The 23,644-nt window shown below is 69.9% G+C and carries 21 protein-coding genes; 7 read left to right on the top strand and 14 right to left on the bottom strand.

Annotated features, from left to right (window positions below; all coding sequences use genetic code 11):
* Positions 1 to 56 precede the first annotated feature (56 nt).
* Genes ACWGID_RS20800 through ACWGID_RS20780 form a run of 5 tightly spaced genes read right to left on the bottom strand, consistent with a single transcriptional unit; the run spans position 57 to position 4,183 of the window.
* A complete protein-coding gene (locus ACWGID_RS20800) occupies positions 57 to 1,031 on the bottom strand; it encodes a zinc-binding dehydrogenase (RefSeq protein ID WP_452198827.1) in 975 nt (324 codons plus the stop codon).
* 11 nt (positions 1,032 to 1,042) lie between these two features.
* Positions 1,043 to 1,402, bottom strand: coding sequence for a hypothetical protein (locus ACWGID_RS20795; protein WP_452198825.1), 360 nt, complete (start codon positions 1,400 to 1,402; stop codon positions 1,043 to 1,045).
* The gene (locus tag ACWGID_RS20790) at positions 1,399 to 2,262 is read right to left on the bottom strand and encodes a DODA-type extradiol aromatic ring-opening family dioxygenase (RefSeq protein ID WP_452198823.1); all 864 of its coding nucleotides are present in this window, start codon (positions 2,260 to 2,262) and stop codon (positions 1,399 to 1,401) included. The genes ACWGID_RS20795 and ACWGID_RS20790 overlap by 4 nt, the downstream gene beginning before the upstream one ends.
* An 11-nt stretch (positions 2,263 to 2,273) precedes the next feature.
* On the bottom strand, positions 2,274 to 3,050 hold the full coding sequence (locus ACWGID_RS20785; protein ID WP_452198821.1) for a citryl-CoA lyase: 777 nt from the start codon (positions 3,048 to 3,050) through the stop codon (positions 2,274 to 2,276).
* The gene (locus tag ACWGID_RS20780) at positions 3,050 to 4,183 is read right to left on the bottom strand and encodes a CaiB/BaiF CoA transferase family protein (protein ID WP_452198819.1); all 1,134 of its coding nucleotides are present in this window, start codon (positions 4,181 to 4,183) and stop codon (positions 3,050 to 3,052) included. The genes ACWGID_RS20785 and ACWGID_RS20780 overlap by 1 nt, the downstream gene beginning before the upstream one ends.
* A gap of 178 nt (positions 4,184 to 4,361) precedes the next feature.
* Here ACWGID_RS20780 and ACWGID_RS20775 point away from each other — a divergent pair, with 178 nt between their 5' ends.
* The 3 genes from ACWGID_RS20775 to ACWGID_RS20765 are packed head-to-tail and all read left to right on the top strand — an operon-like array spanning position 4,362 to position 7,121.
* On the top strand, positions 4,362 to 5,801 hold the full coding sequence (locus ACWGID_RS20775; protein ID WP_452198817.1) for an amidohydrolase family protein: 1,440 nt from the start codon (positions 4,362 to 4,364) through the stop codon (positions 5,799 to 5,801).
* 19 nt (positions 5,802 to 5,820) lie between these two features.
* Positions 5,821 to 6,642 (top strand): IclR family transcriptional regulator domain-containing protein, encoded by an 822-nt coding sequence (locus tag ACWGID_RS20770; protein ID WP_452198815.1) that lies wholly within the window; start codon positions 5,821 to 5,823, stop codon positions 6,640 to 6,642.
* Positions 6,643 to 6,689: 47 nt separating this feature from the next.
* Positions 6,690 to 7,121: a VOC family protein gene (locus ACWGID_RS20765; protein WP_452198813.1), complete on the top strand. Its 432-nt coding sequence runs from the start codon at positions 6,690 to 6,692 to the stop codon at positions 7,119 to 7,121.
* 19 nt (positions 7,122 to 7,140) lie between these two features.
* Here ACWGID_RS20765 and ACWGID_RS20760 read toward each other — a convergent pair whose 3' ends face one another.
* The 3 genes from ACWGID_RS20760 to ACWGID_RS20750 all read right to left on the bottom strand — a co-directional run bounded on the left by ACWGID_RS20760 (position 7,141) and on the right by ACWGID_RS20750 (position 10,920).
* On the bottom strand, positions 7,141 to 7,602 hold the full coding sequence (locus ACWGID_RS20760; protein WP_452198811.1) for a hypothetical protein: 462 nt from the start codon (positions 7,600 to 7,602) through the stop codon (positions 7,141 to 7,143).
* 6 nt (positions 7,603 to 7,608) lie between these two features.
* Entirely contained in the window at positions 7,609 to 8,193 is a 585-nt protein-coding gene (locus ACWGID_RS20755; protein ID WP_452198810.1) for an RNA polymerase sigma factor, read from the bottom strand.
* Positions 8,194 to 8,259: 66 nt separating this feature from the next.
* Complete coding sequence (locus ACWGID_RS20750; RefSeq protein ID WP_452198809.1) at positions 8,260 to 10,920, bottom strand: CHAT domain-containing protein; 2,661 nt, start codon at positions 10,918 to 10,920, stop codon at positions 8,260 to 8,262.
* A 49-nt stretch (positions 10,921 to 10,969) separates the two neighbouring features.
* Here ACWGID_RS20750 and ACWGID_RS20745 point away from each other — a divergent pair, with 49 nt between their 5' ends.
* Positions 10,970 to 12,244: a S8 family peptidase gene (locus tag ACWGID_RS20745; protein WP_452198807.1), complete on the top strand. Its 1,275-nt coding sequence runs from the start codon at positions 10,970 to 10,972 to the stop codon at positions 12,242 to 12,244.
* A 176-nt stretch (positions 12,245 to 12,420) separates the two neighbouring features.
* Here ACWGID_RS20745 and ACWGID_RS20740 read toward each other — a convergent pair whose 3' ends face one another.
* Entirely contained in the window at positions 12,421 to 12,726 is a 306-nt protein-coding gene (locus tag ACWGID_RS20740; protein WP_452198806.1) for a hypothetical protein, read from the bottom strand.
* A 235-nt stretch (positions 12,727 to 12,961) separates the two neighbouring features.
* Between ACWGID_RS20740 and ACWGID_RS20735 the strand changes: the two genes are divergently transcribed.
* A complete protein-coding gene (locus ACWGID_RS20735) occupies positions 12,962 to 14,410 on the top strand; it encodes an alkaline phosphatase PhoX (protein ID WP_452198804.1) in 1,449 nt (482 codons plus the stop codon).
* Here ACWGID_RS20735 and ACWGID_RS20730 read toward each other — a convergent pair.
* Positions 14,379 to 15,452, bottom strand: a complete 1,074-nt coding sequence (locus tag ACWGID_RS20730) for a serine hydrolase domain-containing protein (protein ID WP_452198802.1) — start codon at positions 15,450 to 15,452, stop codon at positions 14,379 to 14,381. The genes ACWGID_RS20735 and ACWGID_RS20730 overlap by 32 nt on opposite strands.
* Positions 15,453 to 15,531: 79 nt before the next feature.
* On the opposite strand from ACWGID_RS20730, the gene ACWGID_RS20725 reads away from it, so the two are divergent.
* Positions 15,532 to 16,116 (top strand): TetR/AcrR family transcriptional regulator, encoded by a 585-nt coding sequence (locus tag ACWGID_RS20725; protein ID WP_452198800.1) that lies wholly within the window; start codon positions 15,532 to 15,534, stop codon positions 16,114 to 16,116.
* Here the strand turns inward: ACWGID_RS20725 and ACWGID_RS20720 are convergent.
* The 3 genes from ACWGID_RS20720 to ACWGID_RS20710 form a co-directional block, all read right to left on the bottom strand.
* Positions 16,082 to 17,257, bottom strand: a complete 1,176-nt coding sequence (locus tag ACWGID_RS20720; RefSeq protein ID WP_452198798.1) for an MFS transporter — start codon at positions 17,255 to 17,257, stop codon at positions 16,082 to 16,084. The genes ACWGID_RS20725 and ACWGID_RS20720 overlap by 35 nt on opposite strands.
* Positions 17,258 to 17,280: 23 nt before the next feature.
* Positions 17,281 to 18,582, bottom strand: a complete 1,302-nt coding sequence (locus ACWGID_RS20715) for a BNR-4 repeat-containing protein (RefSeq protein WP_452198796.1) — start codon at positions 18,580 to 18,582, stop codon at positions 17,281 to 17,283.
* Between the two features lie 107 nt (positions 18,583 to 18,689).
* On the bottom strand, positions 18,690 to 19,130 hold the full coding sequence (locus ACWGID_RS20710; RefSeq protein ID WP_452198795.1) for an SRPBCC family protein: 441 nt from the start codon (positions 19,128 to 19,130) through the stop codon (positions 18,690 to 18,692).
* 247 nt (positions 19,131 to 19,377) lie between these two features.
* Between ACWGID_RS20710 and ACWGID_RS20705 the strand changes: the two genes are divergently transcribed.
* Positions 19,378 to 20,070, top strand: a complete 693-nt coding sequence (locus ACWGID_RS20705) for an isochorismatase family protein (protein WP_452198793.1) — start codon at positions 19,378 to 19,380, stop codon at positions 20,068 to 20,070.
* On the opposite strand, the gene ACWGID_RS20700 is transcribed toward ACWGID_RS20705, so the two are convergent.
* Positions 20,067 to 23,492 carry an error-prone DNA polymerase gene (locus tag ACWGID_RS20700; RefSeq protein WP_452198791.1) on the bottom strand — a complete coding sequence of 1,142 codons (3,426 nt, stop codon included), beginning with the start codon at positions 23,490 to 23,492 and terminating at the stop codon, positions 20,067 to 20,069. The genes ACWGID_RS20705 and ACWGID_RS20700 overlap by 4 nt on opposite strands.
* Positions 23,493 to 23,644: the final 152 nt, after the last annotated feature.

The following is a 23,644-nucleotide window of genomic DNA, read 5'->3' as shown; positions in this document are numbered from 1 at the left end:
GGTTGTTTCACCGGTGCCGTGTTACAACACGCCGGCCGGCAAACAACCAGCCAGCGCTAGCCGTCGATCGTCAGGACCAGGCGGCCCGAGGTGTCGCCGGATGACTGGCGCGACCAGGCGGACGCGACGTCGGTGAGCGTGACGGTTTCGTGGGCCACGGCGATGGCGCCGGTCGCCGCGTGCTCGAGTACGGCGGTCAGCGCGTCCCGCCGCTGGTCCGCCGTCAGTGCGTTGTTGGTGTACCCGAGCACGCTCGCCGTCTTGCTCCGCAGTACCGCCGACGAGAACACCGCCTCGTCACCGGACGACCCGCCAAGGTTCACCAGCCGCCCGCCCGCGGCGAGCACCCGCGCAGCAGCCGTCGCGGCGACCCCGAACACCGGATCGATCACCACGTCGTACGTCGGTTCGCCCAGCCGCCCCGTCAACTCGTCGACATCCGTGCTCAGGGCAACCACCTCGTCAGCGCCGGCCGCCAGCGCGCGTTCCCGCGACGCGTCCGACCGCAGCACCGCCACCACCCGCGAGGCACCCAGTACTTTGGCGGCCCCGATCGCTACCTGGCCGACCGCGCCACCACCGCCGAGGACCAGCACCTGCTCCCCCGCCTGCATCCGGGCCCGCCAGGTCAACGTCATCCACCCGGCCACGCCGGACAGTCCGATCGCAGCCACCGCGGCGTCCGAGACGGCCTCGCCGCCGGTCAGCCGGATCAGGTCCTCGTCCGGCACCGCGGCACGCTCGGCGAAGCTTCCGTCCCCCGCGGCCATCCCGGCCGACGTCGCGAAGAACACCCGCGTCCCGGGCGCCACCACCTCCGACTGCTCGACCACGCCGACACCCTGGACACCCGGTACGTACGGAACCGCCGGCGGACCGAAGTACGACGTACCGGAGGCGCACAGCAGGTCGAGCGGGACCACCGGCGCAGCAGTCACGCGGACGATCGACAGCCCGGCCGCGGCGACCGGATCGGGGTGTTCGGCGTGGGTCGGTGGTTCACCGTGGGTGTGCAGGACTGCTGCGCGCACGCGAGCTCTCCTCAGGTGGCGACGTCGGGATAGGGCAACGACAGGTGCTGCAATGCGCGACCATACGCCTTCTGATATTCCAGCGGTCCGTGGTCCCGTTCGAACATCGCGATGAACAGCGTCAGCGTGAGGAACGGATGCGCGCCGAGGCCGAACAGCGCGACGTGATCGTGCTCCCGCAACGCGCGGCGCTCCTCGTCGGTGAACTCCTGCCAGGTGGACTTCTCCGCGACCGCGCAGTTCAGGAGCTGGTTGGCGATCTCCTGCTCCCACCAGTCCACGGTCCCGGCGGCGTCGTCGCGGTACCGCTCGACCAGCTCCGGGTCGCGGTCGACGGTGTAGAGGAACTTGTTCAGCAGGTACTTGCTCATGCCGGCACCCCGTTCGGGTACCAGGTGAAGTAGGCCTCCATCGTGTGGAACAGGTCGAGCGAGTCGACGTGGTCCGCCTTCTGTCCCGCGCCCGCGACGCCCATCATCAGCATGAAGTCCATGAACCCGTGGGTCGCGTTCCCCGGCAGATGCAGACTGTCCAGCGTCACCTCGGACAGGCACCCCTCGATGTCGCCGCCGGCGATCCAGTCCACCGCCTTGCGGTCGAACTCCGGGTCCGGCCCGTGCGCGCCGAACTGCCGCGGCCCGCCCAGCTCCAGCGACAGGTGCCCGGTGCCGATGATCGCGACCCGCTTGTCGATCGGCCACGACTCGACCAGCTGCCGGATCGTCCGCCCGAGCTCGACGAACCGGCCGGGACGCGGCAGTGGCGGCGCGAAGATGTTGGTGTAGATCGGCACGATCGGCAGGTCCGCCTCCGGCCGCAGCGTGATGATCGGGCAGGTGATGCTGTGGTCGATCCGCAGTTCGTTGCTGAAGGCAAGATCGAACCCGGAGTCCAGCCCGTTCCGCAGGATGTGCCCCGCGAGCTGCTCGTCCCCGGCCAGCCGCATCCGCGGCAGCCCGAACTCGCGCTCCTCGTTGTACCAGTTGGCGTCGAAGTACGGCGCCTTGCCGACCAGGAACTGGGGCATGTTGTCCAGCCACAACTGGTGGAAGTGATCGCTCCCGACCATCACCAGGATGTCCGGTCGGGCCTTCGTCAGCGTCTCCCGGAACGCCTCGATCTTCGCCACCCACTCGTCGGCGAACGGCGGCCGGTCGGCACCCGTGGCGGTGCTCGCGCGGTAGTAGAACGGGTGGTGGGTCGAGGCGATCACCGCGGCGACTGTGGCCATCTGGTCCCCCTTCAGGACTCCGGATCGACGTACTCGGCGTTGCGGTCGACGGTCAGGTAGGCGTCCATGCCGATCGGGCGGCGGCGCTCCTCGGCGATCTGCCCGAGCAGGCCGGCCGCCCGCGCGAGCAGCGCGAATCCGCGCAACAGTTCGACCGGCAGCCCGAGGTCGGCCAGCGCGGCGCCGCAGACCCCGGCGCCGTTCAACGGCAGCCTGCGCCCGAGGACCTGTTCATGGACCCGCCCGATCGCCTCGAACAACCGCAGATGGTTGCCCCGCAGGCCCTCCTCCTCAGCGATCCCCAGCAGCACAGGCGTGCGCGGGTCCTGCACCTTGTGCACCGGATGACCGAGCCCGGGGATGTATTTCCCGTCTGCTCGCGCCTTCTGGACAACGGCAAGCGCGAGCTCGTCCCAGCCGGCGTCGTCCGTCGGCACGTCGTGACCTTCCAGAGCCCGGTGCAGGAACAGCCCGCAGTCCTCGGTCACTCCGAGGAAACGCGATCCCCCACCGAGCAGCCCGGCAGCGAGCGCCCCCTGTAACGAGTCCGGCGCCGACAAGTACGTCAGCCGCGCGGCGATGGCCGTCGGCGTGAACCCGTGATCCGCGAGCGCGACCAGCACGGCCTCGAACACGCGCGTCTCGGACGGCGTCGGCCGCCGTAACGCGACCAGCCAGAACGCCAGCTCCCCGAACCCGACCTTGCCCATCAGGTCCGCGGTGAGATCCTGCCCGAGCAGCCGGATCTCGTCCGCCGTCGACGTACCCAGTGATGTCGGAAAGGTCATCAGGTCAGCCACTTCCTCAGCTCGTCACCGTGTTCGTCGAGCGACGGCGGCGGCAGCCGGTACGACGCTGCACTATCCGTGCCTCCCGTGAACGTGATCGGATTCCGCACCGTCGGGATCCCACCGACGGTCACCACCGGGTCCAGCCCGATGTCCGTGGCGAACGCGACCCCGCCGTCGACGGAGTTGATCGGTCCGCACGGCACCCCGGCCGCGATGATGTCGGCGAACCACTCCAGCTTCGTCCGCGTCATCAACCGGTTGACGAGCAGCGGCCGGAGCTCCTCCCGGTTCGCGGTCCGCTTCTCGTTCCGGTCGAACCGCGGGTCGTCGGCCAGCTCCGGGACCCCGAGAACCTCGACCAGCTTGCGGAACTGCCCGTTGTTCCCGGCCGTGATGATCAGCTCCCCGTCCGCGCACGGCAGTGGCTCGTACGGGAACAGACTCGGATGGCTGTTCCCCATCCGCCGCGGCACCACGCCACCCGCGACGTACGCACTCGACTGGTTGACCAGGCCGGACAGCGCCGACGACAGCAGGTTGACCTCGACGTGCTGACCGCGACCCGTCTCGTGCCGGGCGTTCAGCGCGGACAGGACGCCGATCGTCGCGTGCAGCCCCGCCATCACGTCGAACACCGAGATGCCGGCCCGGAACGGCTCGCCGTCCGGATCGCCGGTCAGACTCATCAGCCCGGAGATCGCCTGCACGATCAGGTCGTACCCGGGCAGCTCGGCCCCCTTCGGCCCGGACCCGAACCCGCTGATCGACGCGTACACCAGCCGTGGGTTGCCGGCGGCAACGGTCTCGTAGTCGAGCCCGAACCGGGCCAGCCCGCCCGGCCGGAAGTTCTCCACCAGGACGTCCGCGCGCCGCGCCAGCTCCTGGGCCGCGGCGAGATCACCGGAGTCCTTCAGGTCCAGCGCGATCGACCGCTTGTTCCGGTTCACCGCGAGGTAGTACGTCGAGATGCCGTCGCGGACCGGCGGCTGCCAGGACCGGGTGTCGTCACCGGCCGGCGCCTCGACCTTGATCACGTCGGCGCCGAGATCGGCGAGCAGCATGGTCGCGTACGGACCGGCGAGGATCCGGGAGAAGTCGGCCACCAGCAGGCCGGACAACGGACCGTTCACCCTGACCTCCCGGCGAGATCTACGGACATCTGTCCGCACCAGTTTCTGCACGCCTTCCGTCGCCTGTCAACCACCCGGCGCGACCTCTTGACAGGGTCCACGAGCGCTCCAATAGTGAGCAGCAGCGCCCCATGTGACCGTGATACGGACGTCTGTCCGAACTGTTCTGGAGGGGATCATGACCAAGTTGCTGCTGCGGGGCGGGACCGTACTGACGATGGACGACCGGCACACGATCGTCGAGGACGGCGACGTGCTGGTCGACGGCGACCGGATCGCGGCCGTCGGCCGGGACCTCGACGTCCCGGAGGGGACCCAGGTGATCGACGCGTCCGGCGGCATCGTGATGCCGGGCATGATCGACACCCACCGGCACATGTGGCAGACCGCGATGCGCGCGTACGGCGCCGACTGGACGCTCACGCAGTACTTCGTCTGGTACTACCTGGAGCACGGGAAGACGTTCCGGCCCGAGGACATCCACGCCGGCAACCTGACGTCGGCCTGGGAGTCCCTCGAGGCCGGTGTCACCACGACCGTCGACTGGTCGCACGGGTTGCAGACCGTCGAGCACGCCGAGGCGGCGGCCGACGCGTTACGCGCCGTACCCGGGCGGTTTGTTCTTGCCTACGGCAACATCCAGGCGGGGCCGTGGGAGTGGACCGCGGACCCGGCGGTGCGGGCGTTCCTGGAGCGGATGCGGGACGACTCGCAGCTGGGCCTGCAGCTGGCGTTCGACGTCACCGGTGACCCGGCGTTCCCGGAGCGGCCCGCGTTCGAGGTGGCGCGCGAGCTCGGGCTCGGTGTCACCACGCACGCCGGGGTCTGGGGTGCGACCAACGACGACGGCATCCGGCTGATGCACGAGAACGAGTTCATGACGCCGCAGAACATCTACGTGCACGCCGCGTCGCTGAACACCGACTCGTACCAGCGGATCGCCGCGACCGGCGGATCGATCTCGGTCTCCACCGAGTCCGAGCAGAGCGCCGGTCAGGGCTACCCACCGACCTGGCAGGTACGCCGCCACGACATCCCGGTCTCGCTGTCGCAGGACACCAGCGTGTGGTGGAGTGGCGACCTGTTCAGCGCGATGCGGACCACCCTCGGCGCGGACCGCGCCCGCGAACACCTCGAGGCGCACATGAAAGGCGCCACCGTGACGCACAGCCATCTGCGCGCCGAACACGTCGTGGGCTGGGCGACCCGCGGCGGCGCTAAGGCCCTCGGCCGCGACGACCTCGGCAGCCTCGAACCGGGCAAGAAGGCCGACGTGGTGCTGATCAAGAACGACGCGTCACCGGTGTCGTTCCCGTTGATCAACCCGTACGGTCAGGTCGCGTTCCAGTCGCAGCGCGGCGACGTCCATACGGTGATCGTCGACGGTCGCGTGGTGAAGCAGGATCACCAGCTGGTCGGTTGCGACCTGGCCGCCGTACGGCGGGAGGTGGAGGCGACCGTCGACCACCTGCGCTCGTCGCTCGGCGAAGAGGCCTGGCGGAACGGGATGAACCCGGAGCTGCCCAAGGGCGAGGTGCTCGACAACCCGTACCAGTACACCGAGTACAAGTCCGACTCGACCCGTGAGGCACGTGGCACCATCTTCGGTGAGTCGTAGTCGACCGACGGAGGAACAGATGGCAGGGCGTGGCGCAGGGCCGGATTTCGTCGAGGCGCTGGCTCGCGGGCTGGACGTGCTCGCCTGCTTCGACGCCGACCACCGGACGATGTCGCTCACCGAGGTCGCGACCGCGGCCGGCCTGGCCCGGCCGACCGCGCGCCGGCTGCTGCTCACCCTCGAGGAGCTCGGCTTCGTCCGCACCACCGACGGCGCCTTCCAGCTGACCCCGAAGGTGCTCACCCTGGGGATGGCGTACGTCGGTTCGCTCGGCCTCTGGGACATCGCGAAACCGCACCTCGAGGCGCTCGTCGCGCGCACCGGCGAGTCCTCGTCGATGGCCCAGCTCGACGGCTCCGACATCGTGTACGTCGCGCGCGTGTCGGTACCGAAACTGATCGCGCTGCGCGTCGACATCGGCACCCGGTTCCCCGCGGCGCAAACGTCGCAGGGCAAGGTGCTGCTGTCCGCGCTGACCCCGGACGAACTGGCCGACGTCCTCGCCCAACCGAGTCGCGCCGGACTGCCGCCGTACATCGGAAGGACCGCGGAGCAGCTGCGGGACGAACTCACCGAGATCCGGGCGCGCGGGTGGGCGCTGGCGGACGAGGAGCTGGCGCCCGGCGTCCGATCGGTGGCCGCGCCGGTGCGCGACGGCAACGGGACGGTCCGGGCGGCGATGAACGTGACGGTGCACGCCGCCGAGACCTCCGTCGAGACGTTGCTGCACGACCATCTCCCGCTGCTGCTCCGGACCGCGGGCGACGTCAGCGCGGAGTGGGCATTGTGGCAGTCCCGCCCGCACGTCGAGTCCGGCCAGCGGAACGCGACCACCGCCTGAGCCGCCTGGAGCTGCCCTGCGCCCGAACGTAGGCGACGATGGACGCCATGACCGTTCTCGACTCCCCCGTTCCCCGTTTCCACCTCGCGATGCCGGTCGACGACCTGGACGCGGCCCGGCACTTCTACGGCACGGTCCTCGGCCTCGAGCAGGGGCGCAGCTCCGAGACGTGGATCGACTGGAACCTGCGCGGCCACCAGTTCGTCACGCACGTCGCTCCCGAGCGGCAGCAGCGCATCCACAACCCGGTCGACGGTCACGACGTACCGGTGCCGCACTTCGGGCTGATCCTGAGCGTCGAGGAGTTCCAGAAGTTCGCCGAGCGGTTGAAGGCGGCCGGTACCGAGTTCGTCATCGAGCCGTACGTCCGGTTCCAGGGGCAGACCGGTGAGCAGTGGACGATGTTCTTCCTCGACCCGGCCGGGAACGCCCTGGAGTTCAAGGCGTTCGCGGACGACTCGCAGGTGTTCGCCGCCTGAGCAGCACCGAGCACATTCCCTACGGCGTGATCCAGCCGGTGAGGATCGTCGTACCGGACGCGGTGGTGCAGGACAGCCGGTAGGGAATAGTCGGTGGTGGGCGCAGGACGAAGAACCCGAGGTCGTCGATTTCCGCGGTCGGCCAGTTGCCACCGGCCCCGCGGACGGCGACCGTCCCGGCCTCGGGCGGGTCCAGTTGCCCGAGGACGGCGTCCGGGGTCAGCTCGACCTCGACCGTCCAGCCGTCCGAGGCGAATGTCAGCGACCGCAGGATCGCGCTCTCGGAACGGATCGCCAAGGCGTCCAGCGAGTCCCACGCCGAGTCGTAGGTGAGCGCCGCGAGTTCGGCGTCGATGGTGCGCCACGCGAACGCCGCCTTACCGGCCTCGACGAAAGCCTCCGGCACCTCGCCGGCCGACGCCAGCGCGTCCCGCAGGGCCTCGATCAGCTTCTCGTCATCGCTCCACTCGGGGTCCAGCATGGTCGCTCACCTCCTCGTCGGGTCATCGGGTCCGTCCGCGACCAGCACCGCGAGCGCGGGGGTCTGCCGGAGCCGGGTCAGGCAGCGGGCCCGGTTCGGCCCGATGCTGCCGATCGGTAGCCGCAGCGTCCGGCCGATCTCGTCGTACGGCGTCGGCGGGTCCTGCATCAGCAATGCGAGCAGGAGCTGGCACTTGCGCGACAGCTCGGCGAACGCGGTCCGGAGGATCCGCCGGCGTTCGTGCCGCAGTACTTCCTCCTCGGCGATCGCCGGCTCGGGTACGTCAGCCGACTCGGCCGGATCGACGGGTTCCACCCGGCTCGTCGAACGGATCAGCCGGAAGCACTCGCGCTGCGTCGTGGTCGCGATCCAGCCCGGCAACGCGGCCGGCTCCCGCAACCCCGGCAGGTGCTCGACCAGTCGCAGCCACACACTCTGCCCGACGTCGTCGATATCCGCCTGCGGCAGCCGGTATCGGCGGCAGACCGAATAGACGAGCGGTGCATACCGCTCGACCAGTTCGTCCCACGCGCTCTTGTCGCCGTCCCTGGCCCGGGTGACCAGGTCGACGACCGACGGATCGTCCCGCATGCCGTCCCCCTCTCGCACCGGACCGCTACTTCTACAGAGACAGTCCGGATGTCCGCTGATACAAACTCAGGCCCCGAGTGCGACGAAGGATCGCCCCGCCGCCAGCGCCACCGGATCCCCGCGCGCCGCCGACCGCGCACCGGCGAACGCGGCCGCCAGCGGCTGACCGGCCCGCAGGTTGTCGTGCAGCGCGAGCATCAACGGCGCCGTCGCCGGATCGTTCACCGGTACGACGCTCGCCAGGATCCCCGCCGCGCCCAACGGGATCAGGCTGCTGCTCAACCCCAGCAACTCGTCGGCCCCGACCGGCTTCGCCAGCCCGGAATCGCAACTCGACAAGACCATCCGGTACGGCGCTCTGCGCAGCCGCTCGAAGTCGTACACGGTCAGCGGGCCGTCGTCGAGCCGCAGCGACGAGAACAGCGGACTGTCCGCGCGGAAGGTTCCGTGCGCGGCGATGTGCGCGATCCAGGCACCGTCGAGCTCCCGCAGTACCTTCTCCGCGGTCGCGTCGCCGTCGGCGAGGACGGTCGCGTCGGGGTACTTCTTGGCCAGCCGCAGTACCTCGGCCCGACCGGCCGACAAGCCTGGCCCGAGCACCAGCACGACTCGCCGGTCGGCGGGTGGTCGCACTTGCCGGGCGCGCAACCAAGACGCGGCCGAGGGCACAACGTTGACCGGCCGATCGGCCAGCTCCGGTACCAATCCCCACGGCAAAGCCTGCAGGCGAGCAGGCGGCACCATCACCACCGGACGATCCCCGAGCAGCTCCAGCGCCGACCCGAGAATCGCTCCCCCGAGCCGAGCACCCAGCACCTCCAACGACGGCCCCAGCTGCATCTGCCCCCGGCCCTCACCGTTGGACCGTCCAATCACTCGGCCGTTGCCGTTGGGCCGTCCTGGGGAGCGGCCGTGGGCCAGTCGCCGCAACCGGAAACGCGAGCGCTCGACCTCGAGGGCCGCCGCGGCCATCGGCCCGACTTCCCGCCGGGTGATCCGGCCGTCCCGCACCACCACCGCATGCAACACCCCGTCGACCTCGACCAACTCGACGAGCACCGTGTCGCCCAGCGCGCCGACCAACTCGTCCAAGTCGAGCCGCGATGCCCCACCACCCAAGGCAGCACCTTGCGCCAGCAACGCCCGGTCGCGAACGGATTTCTCCAGTCGCCGCCGCTCCTTCTCCAACCCCGGATCGGGATCCGCGTCCGAGCGCCGTACGACATCTCGCAGGGCGGCAAGCTCCGCAGCGAGGTGCGTGTCGTCCGACGACCGCACCGGCGGTACGTCGAGCGCCGTGGCCCGCCATCGCTCGGCCCACACCAGCAATCGCCGCGGATCATCACGCCGTACCGCGTCCCGCAACGCCAGCCCCGCCAACTCGGCACCCTGCCCGGTCGCCAACGCGCGCAACTCGGTCGCACCCATCAACAACCGATGCTCGTCGAGTGCGTCGAGCCCACGACCACACGCCGACAACATGCCGCGCACGTCCGCCCGCGCCTCGGCCCGCAACGCCCTCCCGAGCCAGGCCGCGCTCCGCGCAATCGGCGGGGCGCCTTTCGCGTGCCGGCCGGCCGACTCCAACTGACGATCCGCGGTCCGCGACCGCCCGTCGGCCAGCGCGATCCGCCCCGCCAGCAGATGCGCGGCCGACGCCTCGGAAGATCCCAGCGCATCGAGCCGGCGCGCGACCTCGCTGACCCCTCGCAGCAGACGCGGCCCCCGCTCGCCCGCCTGGTAACGGGCCTCGAGCAACACCAGCGACGACCGCACCGACCACCACTCCCGACGGTGCGCCGAGAACGACCGGCGCGCCCGCTCGGCCCGCTGCCGCGCGGCCTGCGGATCTCCGGCCGCCAACGCGGCCGTCGCCGCTGCGAACAACAGCTCGCCGCGCTTGGTCGCCGTACCGCCGTCGGCATCCATCCGGGCGATCGCCTGGTCCATCTCCGCGAGCGCCTCGGTGCTCAACCCGGCGGCCAGCAGTACGCCGCAGCGGTCGATCGCGAGGTCCGGCCAGACCACGCCGACCGCGGCGAACCGGCGGCCGGCGTCGTCGAGATACCGCAAGGCCGCCGGTAAATCGCCGCGCGCGTACGCGACCAGTCCACGGTTCTGCCGAGCTTCGGCGTACTCGAACTCCTGACCCGTTGCGGCGTACAACTTCTCGGCGACCGCGAAATCCGCGTCCGCCCGTTGCGTCCCGCCCAACGCCAATTGGATGAATCCACGGTAGTTCCGCGACCGCGCTTCCCAGACCTGGTCGCCGGATCGCCGCAACCGGGTGATCGCCGACCGCAGATCGTCGAGCGCCTCCCGATGCCGCCCGAGCACCAGCAGTACGTCGGCCCGCCGCAACAACACCCGCCCGGTCAGCGCACCGCGACTCAGGTCGACGGCCCGGTCCAGCCGCTCGAGTCCCTCCCGGCTGCGACCGGCCCGGCCCAGCGTTGCGCCCAACGTGGCAAGGACATCCGCCTCCCGCTCGGACCGCCCGGACTGCTCGGCGAGCCGCAGCGCGGTCCGCAACTCGCGCACCGCCCGGGTCACGTCGCCGAGCTGGCGCAGGCCGATGCCCCAGGCCTGGTGCGCGATCGACGCCTCGCGGGCGGCGGGAGCGGCGGCAAGCAGCAGCCGCGCCGACGCGATCGCGTCGTGCGGACGTGACAACGCGAGCGGCAGCAGATTTTCCGCTGCTTCGGCACTCCCCCCGGCCGTCGGCACTCTGGAATGATATCGGTCATTTCGCTGATTCAGAGGGGGAATGCCGGAAATGGAAAATCAAACGACCGAGCGAAAGTACATCGCCCAGATCGAGCTGATTCTCGAGGCGTTCGGGCGCGCGGTCGAGGTTTACCCGGAGGACTGGGAGAAACGCCCGGAAGGGGCCGACTACCTGTATCGGACCGGGGTGGTGCTGGTCCGCGACAAGGACCTCGCCCGAGTGGTCGACCTGTTCGAGGGCGGACGCCCGGCCGAGGGCGGGATCGGCGGCGTCACCCGGCTGCTGCTACCGGACAAGGTCCCGGCCGACGCACCCGAGGATCGTTCGCCCACCCAACGATTCCTGCGACATGCCGACCTGCGGCTCGGTCGCGGCGTTGTCACCCCGGAGCATCTGTTCTACGTGAGTCCGAGTGTCAGCCCGTGCCCGGCCACCGAGCCCGAGGAGGTACCGCCGGGGATCCCACCGGATCCCGTACTACCGACCCCGTTCCTGCCCGCGGGTGCCGCGGACGGTCGCGGGGTGAAGGTCGTCGTACTTGACGTGGGGTGGTCCGACGCGCCGGCGGCGTACTGGCTGAACGGCGTGACGGGTGATCCGGAGAACGCGTTCGACGGGTCCGGGCGAATCCGGCCGTACGCGGGCCACGGGACGTTCATCGCCGGCGTACTGCGGGCGATCGCGCGGAACGTGGAGGTCGTGGTGAAGAGCTACTTCACCGCGGCCGGCGCGATGTGGGAGTTCGACCTCGCGCAGGCGCTGGACGAAGTACTCGATCTGGCGCCGGACATCATCAGCCTGTCGGCCGGGACGCGGACCCGCTTCGACCTGCCGGCGCTCGGGCTGGACGTCTTCATCCAGACCCGGCTGAACCGTGTCAACGGACTCACCCTCGTCGCCGCCGCAGGCAACGAAGCGAGCCGGGACTACTTCTGGCCGGCCGCGTTCCCGGAGACGGTCGGCGTCGGCGCGCTGGCCGACAACGGCCGCGACCGCGCGTCGTTCAGCAACTTCGGCGGCTGGGTCGATGTCTATGCACCGGGCGAGAACCTGGTGAACGCCTTCCTCACCGGCGACTACGAATGCACCGAACCGCCGAACACCGGCCAACTGCGCTCCTTCGCCGGTATGGCGCGCTGGAGCGGTACGTCGTTCGCGACGCCGCTCGTCGCGGGCCTGATCGCCGGCCGGATGTCGGTCACCGGCGAGAACGCGAAGCAGGCCGCCGACGCACTGCTCGCCTTCGCGTTGTCCCAGCCCGAGCCCGGCACCGGTCCAGTCCTGCGGGCCGGCGACGCATTGGCGTCACTCGAGCAGCCCTAGCTCCACGCTGACGCGGTGCGGGCTCCCGGCCTCATCGGCCAGGCCCCCGCACCGCGTCACCCCCCTCTACGCACCTGCGCGCCGTTCTCCCTCCTGCAACGGCCCGAAGGCTTCCCCCCTATTGCTGCGGAGTCACCCTCGGCCTGCGGTGATACACCGCGTCCCGAGGAAACTTTTCAACGCGCCGGACCCTGCGGATGCTCACAGAGGAACGGCGCCCTGTGCCCGCCGGAGTGGTACTGGTACTGCTTGCCGCCGGCCTCGAGGATCGTCCGGTTCCCCGGCACCAGCGCCTGGGTGTACCGCATCCCGGGCTCCGGGCAGCCGAGGCTGCCGTCCGGCCAGGTGACCTCCTCGGAGCTGACCACCGTCACCTCTGCGGCGGCGACGCCGAGCCGCTTGGCCAGGTCGGCCTTGGCCTGGTCGGCCGGTCCACCTGACGGCACGCTGCTCGACGGGCTGCCTGTCGGGGTATCGCTCATCGAAGGGGTCCCTCCCGATCCGGGGTCATTGCCGCAAGCAACCAGCAGTCCGGCCACCAGCAGCACGACGCTCACTGTGCGCATCACCATCACCTCCCACAGTAGACGCCGGGGGCTGTGCATTCGTTGCAGATGGATCGCACGAATGTTGTTCAGGTGTTGTTTCCCAGCCGTCAGTCCACGGCCTGAAGGATCTGGGCAACTCGGGAACCGCTTTTTCCAAGGAGTCAACACCATGTCAGTCGATCGTCGTTCCGTCCTGCGCGGTGCCGCCGTCGGCGCCGCCGGAGTCGGCATCAGCACCGTCGGCGCGATGCCGACGCTCGCCGAGGCCGCACCCGCGTCGCACGCCGACCGCTCGCCGTTCCCGCAGCACCGGCCCTTCCCGCCGCTGCTCGACGACCCGTTGGGCCTGCTCGCGCTGCCGGCCGGGTTCAAGTACAAGGTCGTCACCCAGGCCGGCCAGACCAAGCTCAAGACCGGCCAGCCGACGCCGACCCTGCACGACGGTACGGCGGTGTTCAGCGCCGGCCAGGGCCGCTACCAGCTGATCCAGAACCACGAGGTCGGCAGCGCCAACGCCCTCGGCGTACCGCCGGTCGAGGGCACCGTCTACGACGCGGGTGTCGGCGCGGCCGGCGGCTGCACGGTCATCGACGTCGACAAGGACGGCAACAACCTCGGCGAGTGGGTCGGCATCTCCGGCACGCTGACGAACTGCGCCGGCGGCCCGACCCCGTGGGGCACCTGGATGACCTGCGAGGAGACCGAGAACAAGGCCAACGGCACCACCCGGCTGAAGGACCACGGGTACGTGTTCGAGGTCTGGGGCGACGGCAAGACCGCGCACCCGGTGCCGCTGAAGGCGCTCGGCCGCTACGCGCACGAGGCGCTCGCGATCGACGAGGACCGGACCCACGTCTACCTGTCCGAGGACGCCTCCGGCCCGAACGGCACCTTCTACCGCTGGTCGGCGCCGCGCGGCTACAAGCTCGGCCCGCGCAGCTGGCAGGACCTGCAGAACAAGGACTTCGGCACCCTCGAGGCGCTGGCCATCCTCGGTGACGACGGCAAGCCGATCCCGGACGTCGCGTACCTGACCTCGGCCCAGCTGCTCCGCCCGTTCCGGGTCAAGTGGATCCCGGTGCCGGACCGCGACGGCGCCACCACGTCGGTCCGCAAGCAGTTCACCGACGGCCAGATCACCCGCGGTAAGAAGTTCGAGGGCGTGTTCGGCACCAAGAAGGGCGTGTACGTCGTCAACTCGTACGCCGAGTCCGGCACCGCCGACCTGCCCGCCGACGCCGTACCGCACGACGGCATGGTCTGGTTCTACGACTACGACGCGCAGACCATCCAGCTGGTCACCTACTTCCCGGAGAACGCCGCCGCGAACAAGGGCCGCGCCGACGTGAAGTACGACGACCTCAACTTCGACGGCCCGGACAACGTCACCGTGACCCCGTGGGGTTCGCTGATCCTCGCCGAGGACGGTCAGGCCAGCAGCCACGTGCTCAGCGCCACGCCGGGTGGCCCGACGTACGCCATCGCCCGGAACATGCTGAACGACTCGGAGTTCACCGGCCCGGCGTTCTCCGAGGACGGCAAGGTGCTGTTCGTGAACATCCAGACGCCGGGGATCACGCTGGCCATCACCGGCCCGTGGCGCGACTACCTCGGCTGAGCGCTCCCAGCAGACTGAGCGGGCGCCCGTCCGGAGCGGCGCGCACCTCGTTCATCAGATAGGAGTAGGCGGTCTCGCGGCCCGGCCAGGCGCCGTGCCGCGAACCGCCCGCTCCGGCGTGACCGAACGCGTCCGCCGGTCCGTCACCGGTCTGCAACTCGAACCCGGCGCCGTAGGCCATCGGACTCCCCCACGTCGGCTCGATGCCGCGCCGGATCTCCTGGCGCCCGAGCTCGACGGTCGCCGGCGCCAGCACCCGAACGCCGTCCACCTCGCCGAGCAGCGACGCGTAGAACCGCGCCATCCCGCGCGCGGTCGCGTACCCACCGACCGCGGCCAGGCCGGCCGATCGGTACTCGTCACTGTTCCAGATCTTCTCGGCACCCGGCACCCACAACGGATTCGGCCCGTCGAACAGCACACCCTCCGGCGCGACCATCGTCGCCGCCCGCCAGTGCAGCTCCGCCGGCAACCCGATCCACACCTCCAGCCCCAGCGGTACGGCGAACTCCGCGGCGAAGAACTGTCCCACGGTGCGACCGTCGACCCGGCGTACCAACTCGTCGAGCAGCCAGCCCCACGTGATCGCGTGGTACACGAACCCGGCGTGCGGATCGGGCGACGGTGCCTGCGCCGCCAGGTGTGCCGCCATCGCATCGTGGTCGAGAAGGTCGGCGTACCCCGCCTCGACGTGCGGCAGCCGCGCCTGGTGGGACAGCACGTCGGCGATCGTGACGGATTCCTTGCCCTCGGCACCGAACTCGGGCCAGTAGCGGCTGAGCGGATCGGCCGGCCCCACCTGCCCGCGTTGCACCAGCAGCAGGACGCACGCGGTCGTCAACCCTTTGGTGCCCGAGAACATCAGGTGGATGGTGTCGCGGTCCCACGCCCGTCCCGTCTCAGGGTCGGCGGTCCCGCCCCAGAGGTCGACCACCAACCGGCCCTGGTGGTACGCCGCGAACGCCGCGCCGACCTCACCGCGTTCGACGAAGTTGCGCTCGAAGGCCTCGGCCACGCGCTCGAATCCTGCCGCTGTCCACATGACGTTGATAGTACCGATCGTTCTTATCTACGTCCAGATAACACCGATCGGTATTATGGAGTCCGGAGGTGGTGACCCGATGCCGGTCAAGGCAGGTGAACGACTGGACCCGGAGGCGACCAGGGCCCGGATCCTGAAGGCGGCGGCGGACGTGTTCGGCCGCCGCGGGATCCACGCGGCCGGGATCAACGAGGTGGTCGAGGCGGCCGGCGCGTCCAAGCTGACCATCTACAAGAACTTCGGCTCCAAGGAGGGCCTGGTCGAGGCCGTCCTCACCGACCGCACGCACCGGGTCCGCGCCTGGCACCACGAGGCCGTCGCCGCGGCACCGCCCGGCCGCGACCAGGTCCTCGCCGTCTTCGACCTGGTCGCGACCTGGTACGCCGAGTCCGGGTTCCGCGGCTGCGCGATGATGAACGCCGCCACCGAGGACCGCGGGTACGACGGGGCGCCGCGCCGGCTCGCGCGGGACCATCTCACCTTCTACCGCGAACTCTTCGCACGCCTGCTCACCGACGCCGGCGCCCGCGATCCCGAGACGACGGCGCGGCAGTTGGTCGTCGTACTGGAAGGGGCGACGCTGATCAGTGCGGTTGACCAGGATCCGGGGCTCGGTGCGGAGGCGCGGGTCATCGTGGAGACACTGCTCGCCGCGGCATTCTGAGCAGTACGGCGACACAGGCGACTCCCGCTCCGGCCGCGAGACCGAACGCGGCCGGATAGCCCGCGCGGTCCGCGGTCAACCCGCCCAGCGGACCTGCGACCATCACGCCGAAGTCCCAGAACGACGTCATCACGCCCATCGAGACGCCCGGCCGCAGACCACGGACGCGATCGAGCGTCATCGAGACGCAGGCCGGATAGATCAGCGCCATACCGACGCCGGCGAGCGCGGTGAAGACGAGCGCGCCGGCCGGGCCGTCGACTTTTGCGAGGCCGAGCAAGGCAACGATCTCGATCGTGACGGTCGTTGCCGCGACGACGCGTCCGCCGTACCGATCGACCAGTGGGCTGCCGGCGAAGCGCACGATCAGGAAGGCGAGCGCGAAGACGGCGAGGGCGATGTTGTCGACGCCGATCGCGTCGGCTCTCAGTCTGAGGACGAGTAGCGCCGCCACGGTGCCGTAGCAGTAGGCGGCCAGGCCGATGATTGCTCCCGGCAAGGGAACGCCGACGGGGATCAGATCCCGGATACTGCGGATGCGTGTCAGCGGCTCGCTTCGGCCTGGATCGCGACGGGTCGTGAGCACCAGCACCACGGACACGAGCGACAACACCACGACCGCCCACCAGACGACATCCCCACCTGCGCCGCCCGCACCGCCCCCACCACCCGCGCTTCCCGCACTCCCGACGATTGTCGCGAGGACCGGGCCGCCGGCCAATCCGCCCCACATGGACAGGCCGAACCATCCTGCCAGCCGGCCGCGATGGGCCATCCGCGTTCCGGCCAGCACCCAGGGCAACGCCGCCGAGAACAGCGCCGCCTCGCCCGCGCCCATCACCAGTCGCGCGACCAGCAGCACCGCGAGATCCGGCGCCAACAGTTGCCCCAGGCCTCCAAGCGCGGCCAGCACTCCCCCGGTCAGCACGACCGGTCGCGACCTGCCCGCGTCCGCCAGCCGACCGGCGAACGGGCGCCCGAGAGCCGTGGCCAGAAACGCGATCCCGACCGCGGTCCCGCTGGCCAGCGCGCCACCGCCGTACCTGCTCGGCACGTACGACGGCAGCGCCTGCAACGCGGCTCCGAACGCGAGGTATCCACACAGCACCGCTACCCACAACCGCCGAACCGGCACGCCCATGGGTCAGATGGTACCGCTTGTTACTATGTCTGTCGCGGCTGATCCCGGAGCACGACCTCACACGCGTAGTGCTGCGAGGCCGTCATCTCGCCGCGGAACCACAGCAGCGGGACCCTCCCCGGATCGCCTGGCGCGACGATCGGCCGGAGATTGTCACCGGTCGAGTTCTCCGTCACTGGTGTCCACGTCCACGTCGCGCCGCCGTCCGCCGTACGGGCGTGGAAGATCTCGTGGTGCTTCAGGGCGGCGCCGTCCCGCGGGTCGATCGGCGTGGAGACGTACAGCGAGTCGAGGTCGTACGGGTCGATCGCGACCAGGCCCGTGTAGTCGTTCTCGTGCGGCAACAGACCGTCGCCCGCCTTGGCGAGTTGGTGAACCTGCCAGGTCCCGCCGGGCGCGAGGCGCGCGTAGAAGAAGCGGTGGTCAGGGACCGGGTGCAGCCGCTCGAAGGCGTCCTCCGGCTTCTCAGGCGTGTCGTGGCGAGCGGTCAGGACCGCCGCGATCGTGCCGTCGTCGCCGCGGCGGATGTCGGTCGTCCAGCAGTGCGTCATCGGTTCGCCGTCCCAGACCGAGTCGGCGGCGAGGAGGGTGGTCAGCTCGACCTGCGAGGGTGCGTCCGCGTCGAGCGCGACCTCGCCCACGACGGTCCCGTCGGTGCGGTGCAGCGCGCCGGCTTCCAGGTACCCGTGGTAGATCGAGTTGTTGTAGTCGCGCGGGTGGTGGTCGGTCGTGATCAGGTCGACGCGCTTCGGCGTGGAGACGTAGCGGGTGTATCCGTTGACGTAGCCGATCTTCGGGCGGGTGAACAGCTTCCCGGCGTACGTCCATGTGTCACCCTCGTCGTCGGACACCAGCGCGCATGGGTCGTCGTTCACGGCGCGCGCGAAGCAGTAGAGACGGCCGTCGAGCTCGTGCAGGTTCGAGTACGTGACGCCGCGGCCGCCGGTGAACTCGCTCCAGTCGAACGTCTGCTCCGGGCCCCACTTCCGCGGATCGCCGGGCTCGCTCACCCGCCACCGCGTCAGGTCGTCGGTCTTGTGCTTGGTGTAGACCGCCAGCCACCGACCGTCCCGCCGCCGCCACAACGCCGGTACGTCGTGGTCGTCGGCCTCGAACTGCTCATGCAGGACCACGACGTCGGTCGCACCGGACCGCAGATCGACCACGGTCAGCTCGACATTGCCGGCCCGATCAGCGCCACCGGGACCTTCCGGCGCCGCGATCGACCCGACGACGAGGACCCCGTCATTCGGATCGACCAACGCCCGCTCGTCCTGGAACCAGCACCACGCACCGTTGTCATTGATCACCAGAGGCGAAGTCATGGACACCCAGTGTGGCAGAGTTCGACAGCCGCCGGTAAGCGTTTGCCAGCATGTGGTCAGATTGGGCCCGACAGTTGCTAGACGCGCAGATGTTCCCGCCGGCCATCTCAGCGCGACTCGAGAACCTGCTTCAGCCGCGCGAGGTCCTTGGTGTTCGCGCGCCGCATCGCCGCCGCCATCAACGGCGCCGCAACCCCGGCGAACCCGCTCGGCTCACCCCGGTTCCGCAACGTCATCCGCGTGGCGTCCTCGCTCACGGGAGACCACTCGTAGCTCGTCTCCATCGGGAACGGCCCCTGCGCGGTCCGCATCACCAGCCGACGCCCCGGAACCAGTTCGACAACCTCGTACGTATAGGCAAGCCGCCGCCCGAGAAAGTGCGCAACAAAATCCATCCGCGAACCAACCCCGACCGGCGGTTCGGTCTGCCACTGCACCGACTCGATATTCGAGTACCACGCCGGCGCATTGCCCGGATCCCCGACGTACCCCGCCACAACATCAACCGCCCGAGCAATCACGCACTCGGTCACCACATCAACACCCACAAGCCGACTCTACGACTCCCTCACGTATCAACGCCGTACCCCGCACGACCGACCTGCCCCGCCGAGTCGTGAACGACGGCTCCGAAATCCCAACCGCACTCCACGATTCGCCAATCAGGGCACGAACCAAACGCCACGACTCGGCGAACGCGGAGCCGGCGCGCGGGCAACCGGCGCTCGAAGCGGGTACTGCGAGAGTTTGCGACAACTCGGAGATCTGTCGGTAGCGGCTGACATGCTCTGGCGCATGACGGAGACTGTGGTTCCGAAGCTGCACCAGTGGACGATCGAGGCACGCGAGTACGCGCGGCACGAGGCGCGGCGCGGGAAGCGGCACGCTTACCAGGAGCTGGTGCCGGAGCGTACGGCGCTGGTGGTCGTCGACATGGTCTCGTTCTTCGTCGAGCACGACGACTACGCGCGCGGCATCGTGCCGAACATCCAAGCGCTCGCCGGCAACCTTCGCTCCCTGGGCGGCACGGTCGCGTGGGTACTGCCCGGGCGCACCGAGATCACCCCCGTGACAGTTGAGTTCCTCGGGCCTGAGATCGCCAGAATGTTCAGCGAATCGGGAGGTACCGGTCCGTTGCGAGACCGCGTCTGGCGCGAATTCGACGTACGGGACGAAGACCTGATCGTGGAGAAGACCGCCACCAGCGCGTTCTTCCCAGGCCGTTGCGACCTGTCGGACCTGCTGGCAGAACGCGGCATCGACACCGTCCTGATCACCGGCACCGTGGCCAACGTCTGCTGCGAATCAACCGCCCGCGACGCCAGCACCGTCGGCTACCGCGTCATCATGATCGCCGACGCCAACGCCGCCCGCCGCGACCAAGACCTCAACGCCACCCTCCACACCCTCTACCGCACCTTCGCCGACGTCCGCCCCACCGCCGAAGTACTAACTCTCCTCCAACCCCACCCGACCAACCGTTTCTAGCGGAAGTCGCGGGATTTGGTTTGGGCGGCTAGGGGGAGGCGTTGGAGGTGGTCGGCGGAGAGGTTGGTGACTTCGCCGGCGCGTTCTACGCGGCCGCGGATGATCAGGGCGGCGGCGTTGCGGGCTACGGCGGCGTGGCGGTGCCAGCAGCCGACGGTGATGACGATGTTGGCCATGCCGGTCTCGTCCTCGAGGTTCATGAACGTGACGCCGGAGGCGGTCGCGGGACGCTGGCGGTGGGTGACCACGCCGGCGACGCGGACCCGGGCGCCGTTGGGGGCGGCCTTCAGTTCGGCCGCGGACAGGATGCCGTCGGCACGGAGCTGGTCGCGGACGCGTTCCATCGGGTGGTTGGTGGTGGTGATCGAGGTGGACCACAGGTCCGCCATGTCGGCCTCGATGTCGCTCATCCCGGGCAGTGTCGGCGGCGGGCCGGCGGCGGTGATACCGGCCAGCTGTCCCGGGCGTTCCTCGGCTGCCCGGCCGGCTTCCCACAACGCCTGCCGGCGGTCGAGCCCGAAGCAGTCGAACGCTCCCGCGGTGGCCAGCGCCTCGACCTGGGCCGCGGTGATCCCGGTACGCCGGACCACGTCCGCCATCTCGGTGAACGGTCCGCCCCGCTCCCGCTCCTCGACGATCAGCTTCGCGCCCTTCTCCCCCACCGTGCGGACCTCGGCCAGCCCGAGCCGGACCGCGAACACCCCGTCCCGCCGATGACTGGTGGTGTCGAACGGTGCCTTCGGGTCGAACGGACCGACCAGCGGCTGCGGGTCCTCCAGGCACTGCGGCGATCCGGTCGGCCCGGTGCGCTCCTGCCCCTCGACCAGCAACTCCAGCCCCGCGTCGACCCCGGACAGATGCAGGTGCGGACGCCGTACTTCGACACCGTGGCGGCGCGCGTCGGCGACCAGGGACTGTGGTGAGTAGAAGCCCATCGGCTGTGCTCGCAGCAGCGCGGCCAGGAACGCGGCCGGGTAGTGCAGGCGCAGCCACGTGCTGGAGTAGACGAGCAGCGCGAAGCTGATCGAGTGCGACTCGGCGAACCCGAAGTTCGCGAAGGCCTCGATCTTGGCGTAGATCTCGTCGGCCAGGTCACCGGTGATCCCGTTGCGCGCCATCCCGCCGTACAGCTTGTCCTTCAGGGAGGAGATCTTCTCGATGCCGCGTTTGGAACCCATCGCGCGGCGGAGCAGGTCGGCCTCGTCGCCGTCGATCTCGCCGACCGCCATCGCCATCTGCATCAGCTGCTCCTGGAACAGCGGCACGCCCATCGTCCGCTCCAGCACCGGCCGCAGCTTCGCGTGCAGGTACGTGACCGGCTCCTCCCCGGTCCGGCGCCGGATGTACGGGTGCACGGCGCCGCCCTGGATCGGGCCGGGCCGGATCAGCGCGATCTCGGTGACCAGGTCGTAGAACCGGCGGGGTTTCAGCCGCGGCAGCGTCGCCATCTGCGCGCGGGACTCGACCTGGAAGACACCCACCGAGTCGGCCCGGCAGAGCTGGTCGTAGACCCCGGCCTCCTCCCGCGGGATCGTGTGCAGCTCCCACGACTCCCCGATCCGCTCGCGGACCATGTCCAGGCAGTACTGCAGGGCGGCGAGCATGCCGAGCCCGAGCAGGTCGAACTTCACCAGCCCCATCCAGGCGCAGTCGTCCTTGTCCCACTGCAGGACGGTGCGGTCCTCCATCCGGGCGTGCTCGATCGGCACCACCTCGCCGACCGGGCGCTCGGTCAGCACCATCCCGCCGGAGTGGATGCCGAGGTGCCGCGGGAACTTCAGCAGCTCGGTCGCCATCGCCACCACCTGCGGCGGGATGTCGTGCTCGGTCGAGGTGATCTCGGGGCTCCAGCCGTCCACCTGTTTCGACCAGGCGTCCTGCTGACCGACGGAGTACCCGAGCGCCTTGGCCATGTCGCGGACGGCGGACTTCGGGCGGTAGGAGATCACGTTCGCCACCTGGGCCGCGTTGCGCCGGCCGTACTTGGCGTAGACGTGCTGGATGACCTCCTCGCGACGCCCCGAGTCGAAGTCGACGTCGATGTCCGGTTCCTCGGCCCGCGTGGTGGCCAGGAACCGCTCGAACGGCAGGTTGTAGAGGATGCTGTCCACCGCGGTGATCCCGAGCGCGTAGCAGACCGCCGAGTTCGCCGCGGATCCCCTGCCCTGGCAGAGGATCCCGTGGTCGTGGGCGAACCGGACGATGTCCTCGACGATCAGGAAGTACCCCGGGAACCCCTTCTCCTCGATGACGTCGAGCTCCCGCGCCAGCCGCTCATACGCGTCCGGGCGCTGTTCACGTGTCCCGTAACGCTTCAGAGCCCCCCGGAACGTCAGCACCCGCAGCCACGACATCGGCGTCTCCCCCTCCGGTACGTCGCGGAGCGGGAGCTTCGGTTTCGCTCGGGCGAGATCGAACGCGAGCTGGTCGGCCAGCGTCACCGAACGCGCGACCGCCCCGTCGAAGCGCCGGAAGCGGACGGTCATCTCCGCGCCCGACCGGACGAACGCCATCCCGCCCGCCGGCAGCCAGCCGTCCATCGCGTCCAGGTCGCGGCGGGCCCGGACCGCGGCCAGCGCGGCGGCCAGCTTGTGTTTGGCGGGGGTCGCGTAGTGAACGTTGTTCGTAGCAACGACCGGGAGGCCGCGGTCGGCGGCCAGGGCGGCCAGGATCCGGTTCCGGGTGGTGTCGGCGGGGAGGTGGTGGTCCATCAGCTCGACGACCACTCGGTCCTTGCCGAACAAGGTGGTGAGCCGGTCCAGCTCGCGCCCCGCGGCGGCCGGGCCGTCGGCGCGTCCACCGAGCTCGAGCGCCTGCCGGACCAGCCCCTTGCGGCAGCCGGTCAGGATCATCCAGTGGTCCTTCCCGCGCGCTGCCAGCTCCTCCAGGTGGTAGACCGGCTTCCCCTTCTCGCCACCGGCCAGCTGCGCTTCAGTGATCTCACCGGCGAGCTTGTGATACCCCTCCTGTCCCTCGGCCAGCACCAGCAGATGACTGCCCTCCGGATCGGCCACGCCGTTCTGCGGGCCGGTCAGCTCCAGCGACAGCTCCGCGCCGAACACGGTGGGCAGCGAGTACGCCGCGGCGGCCTCGGCGAACCGCGCCGCGCCGTAGAACCCGTCGTGATCGGTCAGCGCCAGCGCGTGCAGCCCTTGCCGGACGGCGGCCTCGACCAGGTCCTCCGGCTGGGAGGCGCCGTCCAGGAAGGAGAAGTTCGAATGGACATGCAGCTCGGCATAAGGCACCGCGTGGTCAGGGCGGTGGACGGGCTCGGGCACATAGGGCCCGCGGTGCTGGGACCAGGCCGGGCTGTCTCCGCCGTCAGCGGTGACAGGACGGCCGCCGTGGCTGCCCGGGCGGTGGCGGTCGGACAGCTTCCGCTCCAGCTCCGACCACTTGATCGGCGGATTGTTGTATCCCATCGCACACCTCCATCCGAGATCAAGAATAGAACACTTGTTCGAAGGACCAAAATCGGTGGCCCACCCGACGGCGCGGTTGGTACCGTTCTGTGGTCCGTGACATCACACCTGGAGGTGAGGCCCCGATGAACGCTGCAACGCAGTGGGTGCTC

This window comes from Kribbella sp. NPDC054772 (assembly GCF_053611945.1).
This window is presented reverse-complemented; position numbering and strand designations above follow the sequence as displayed.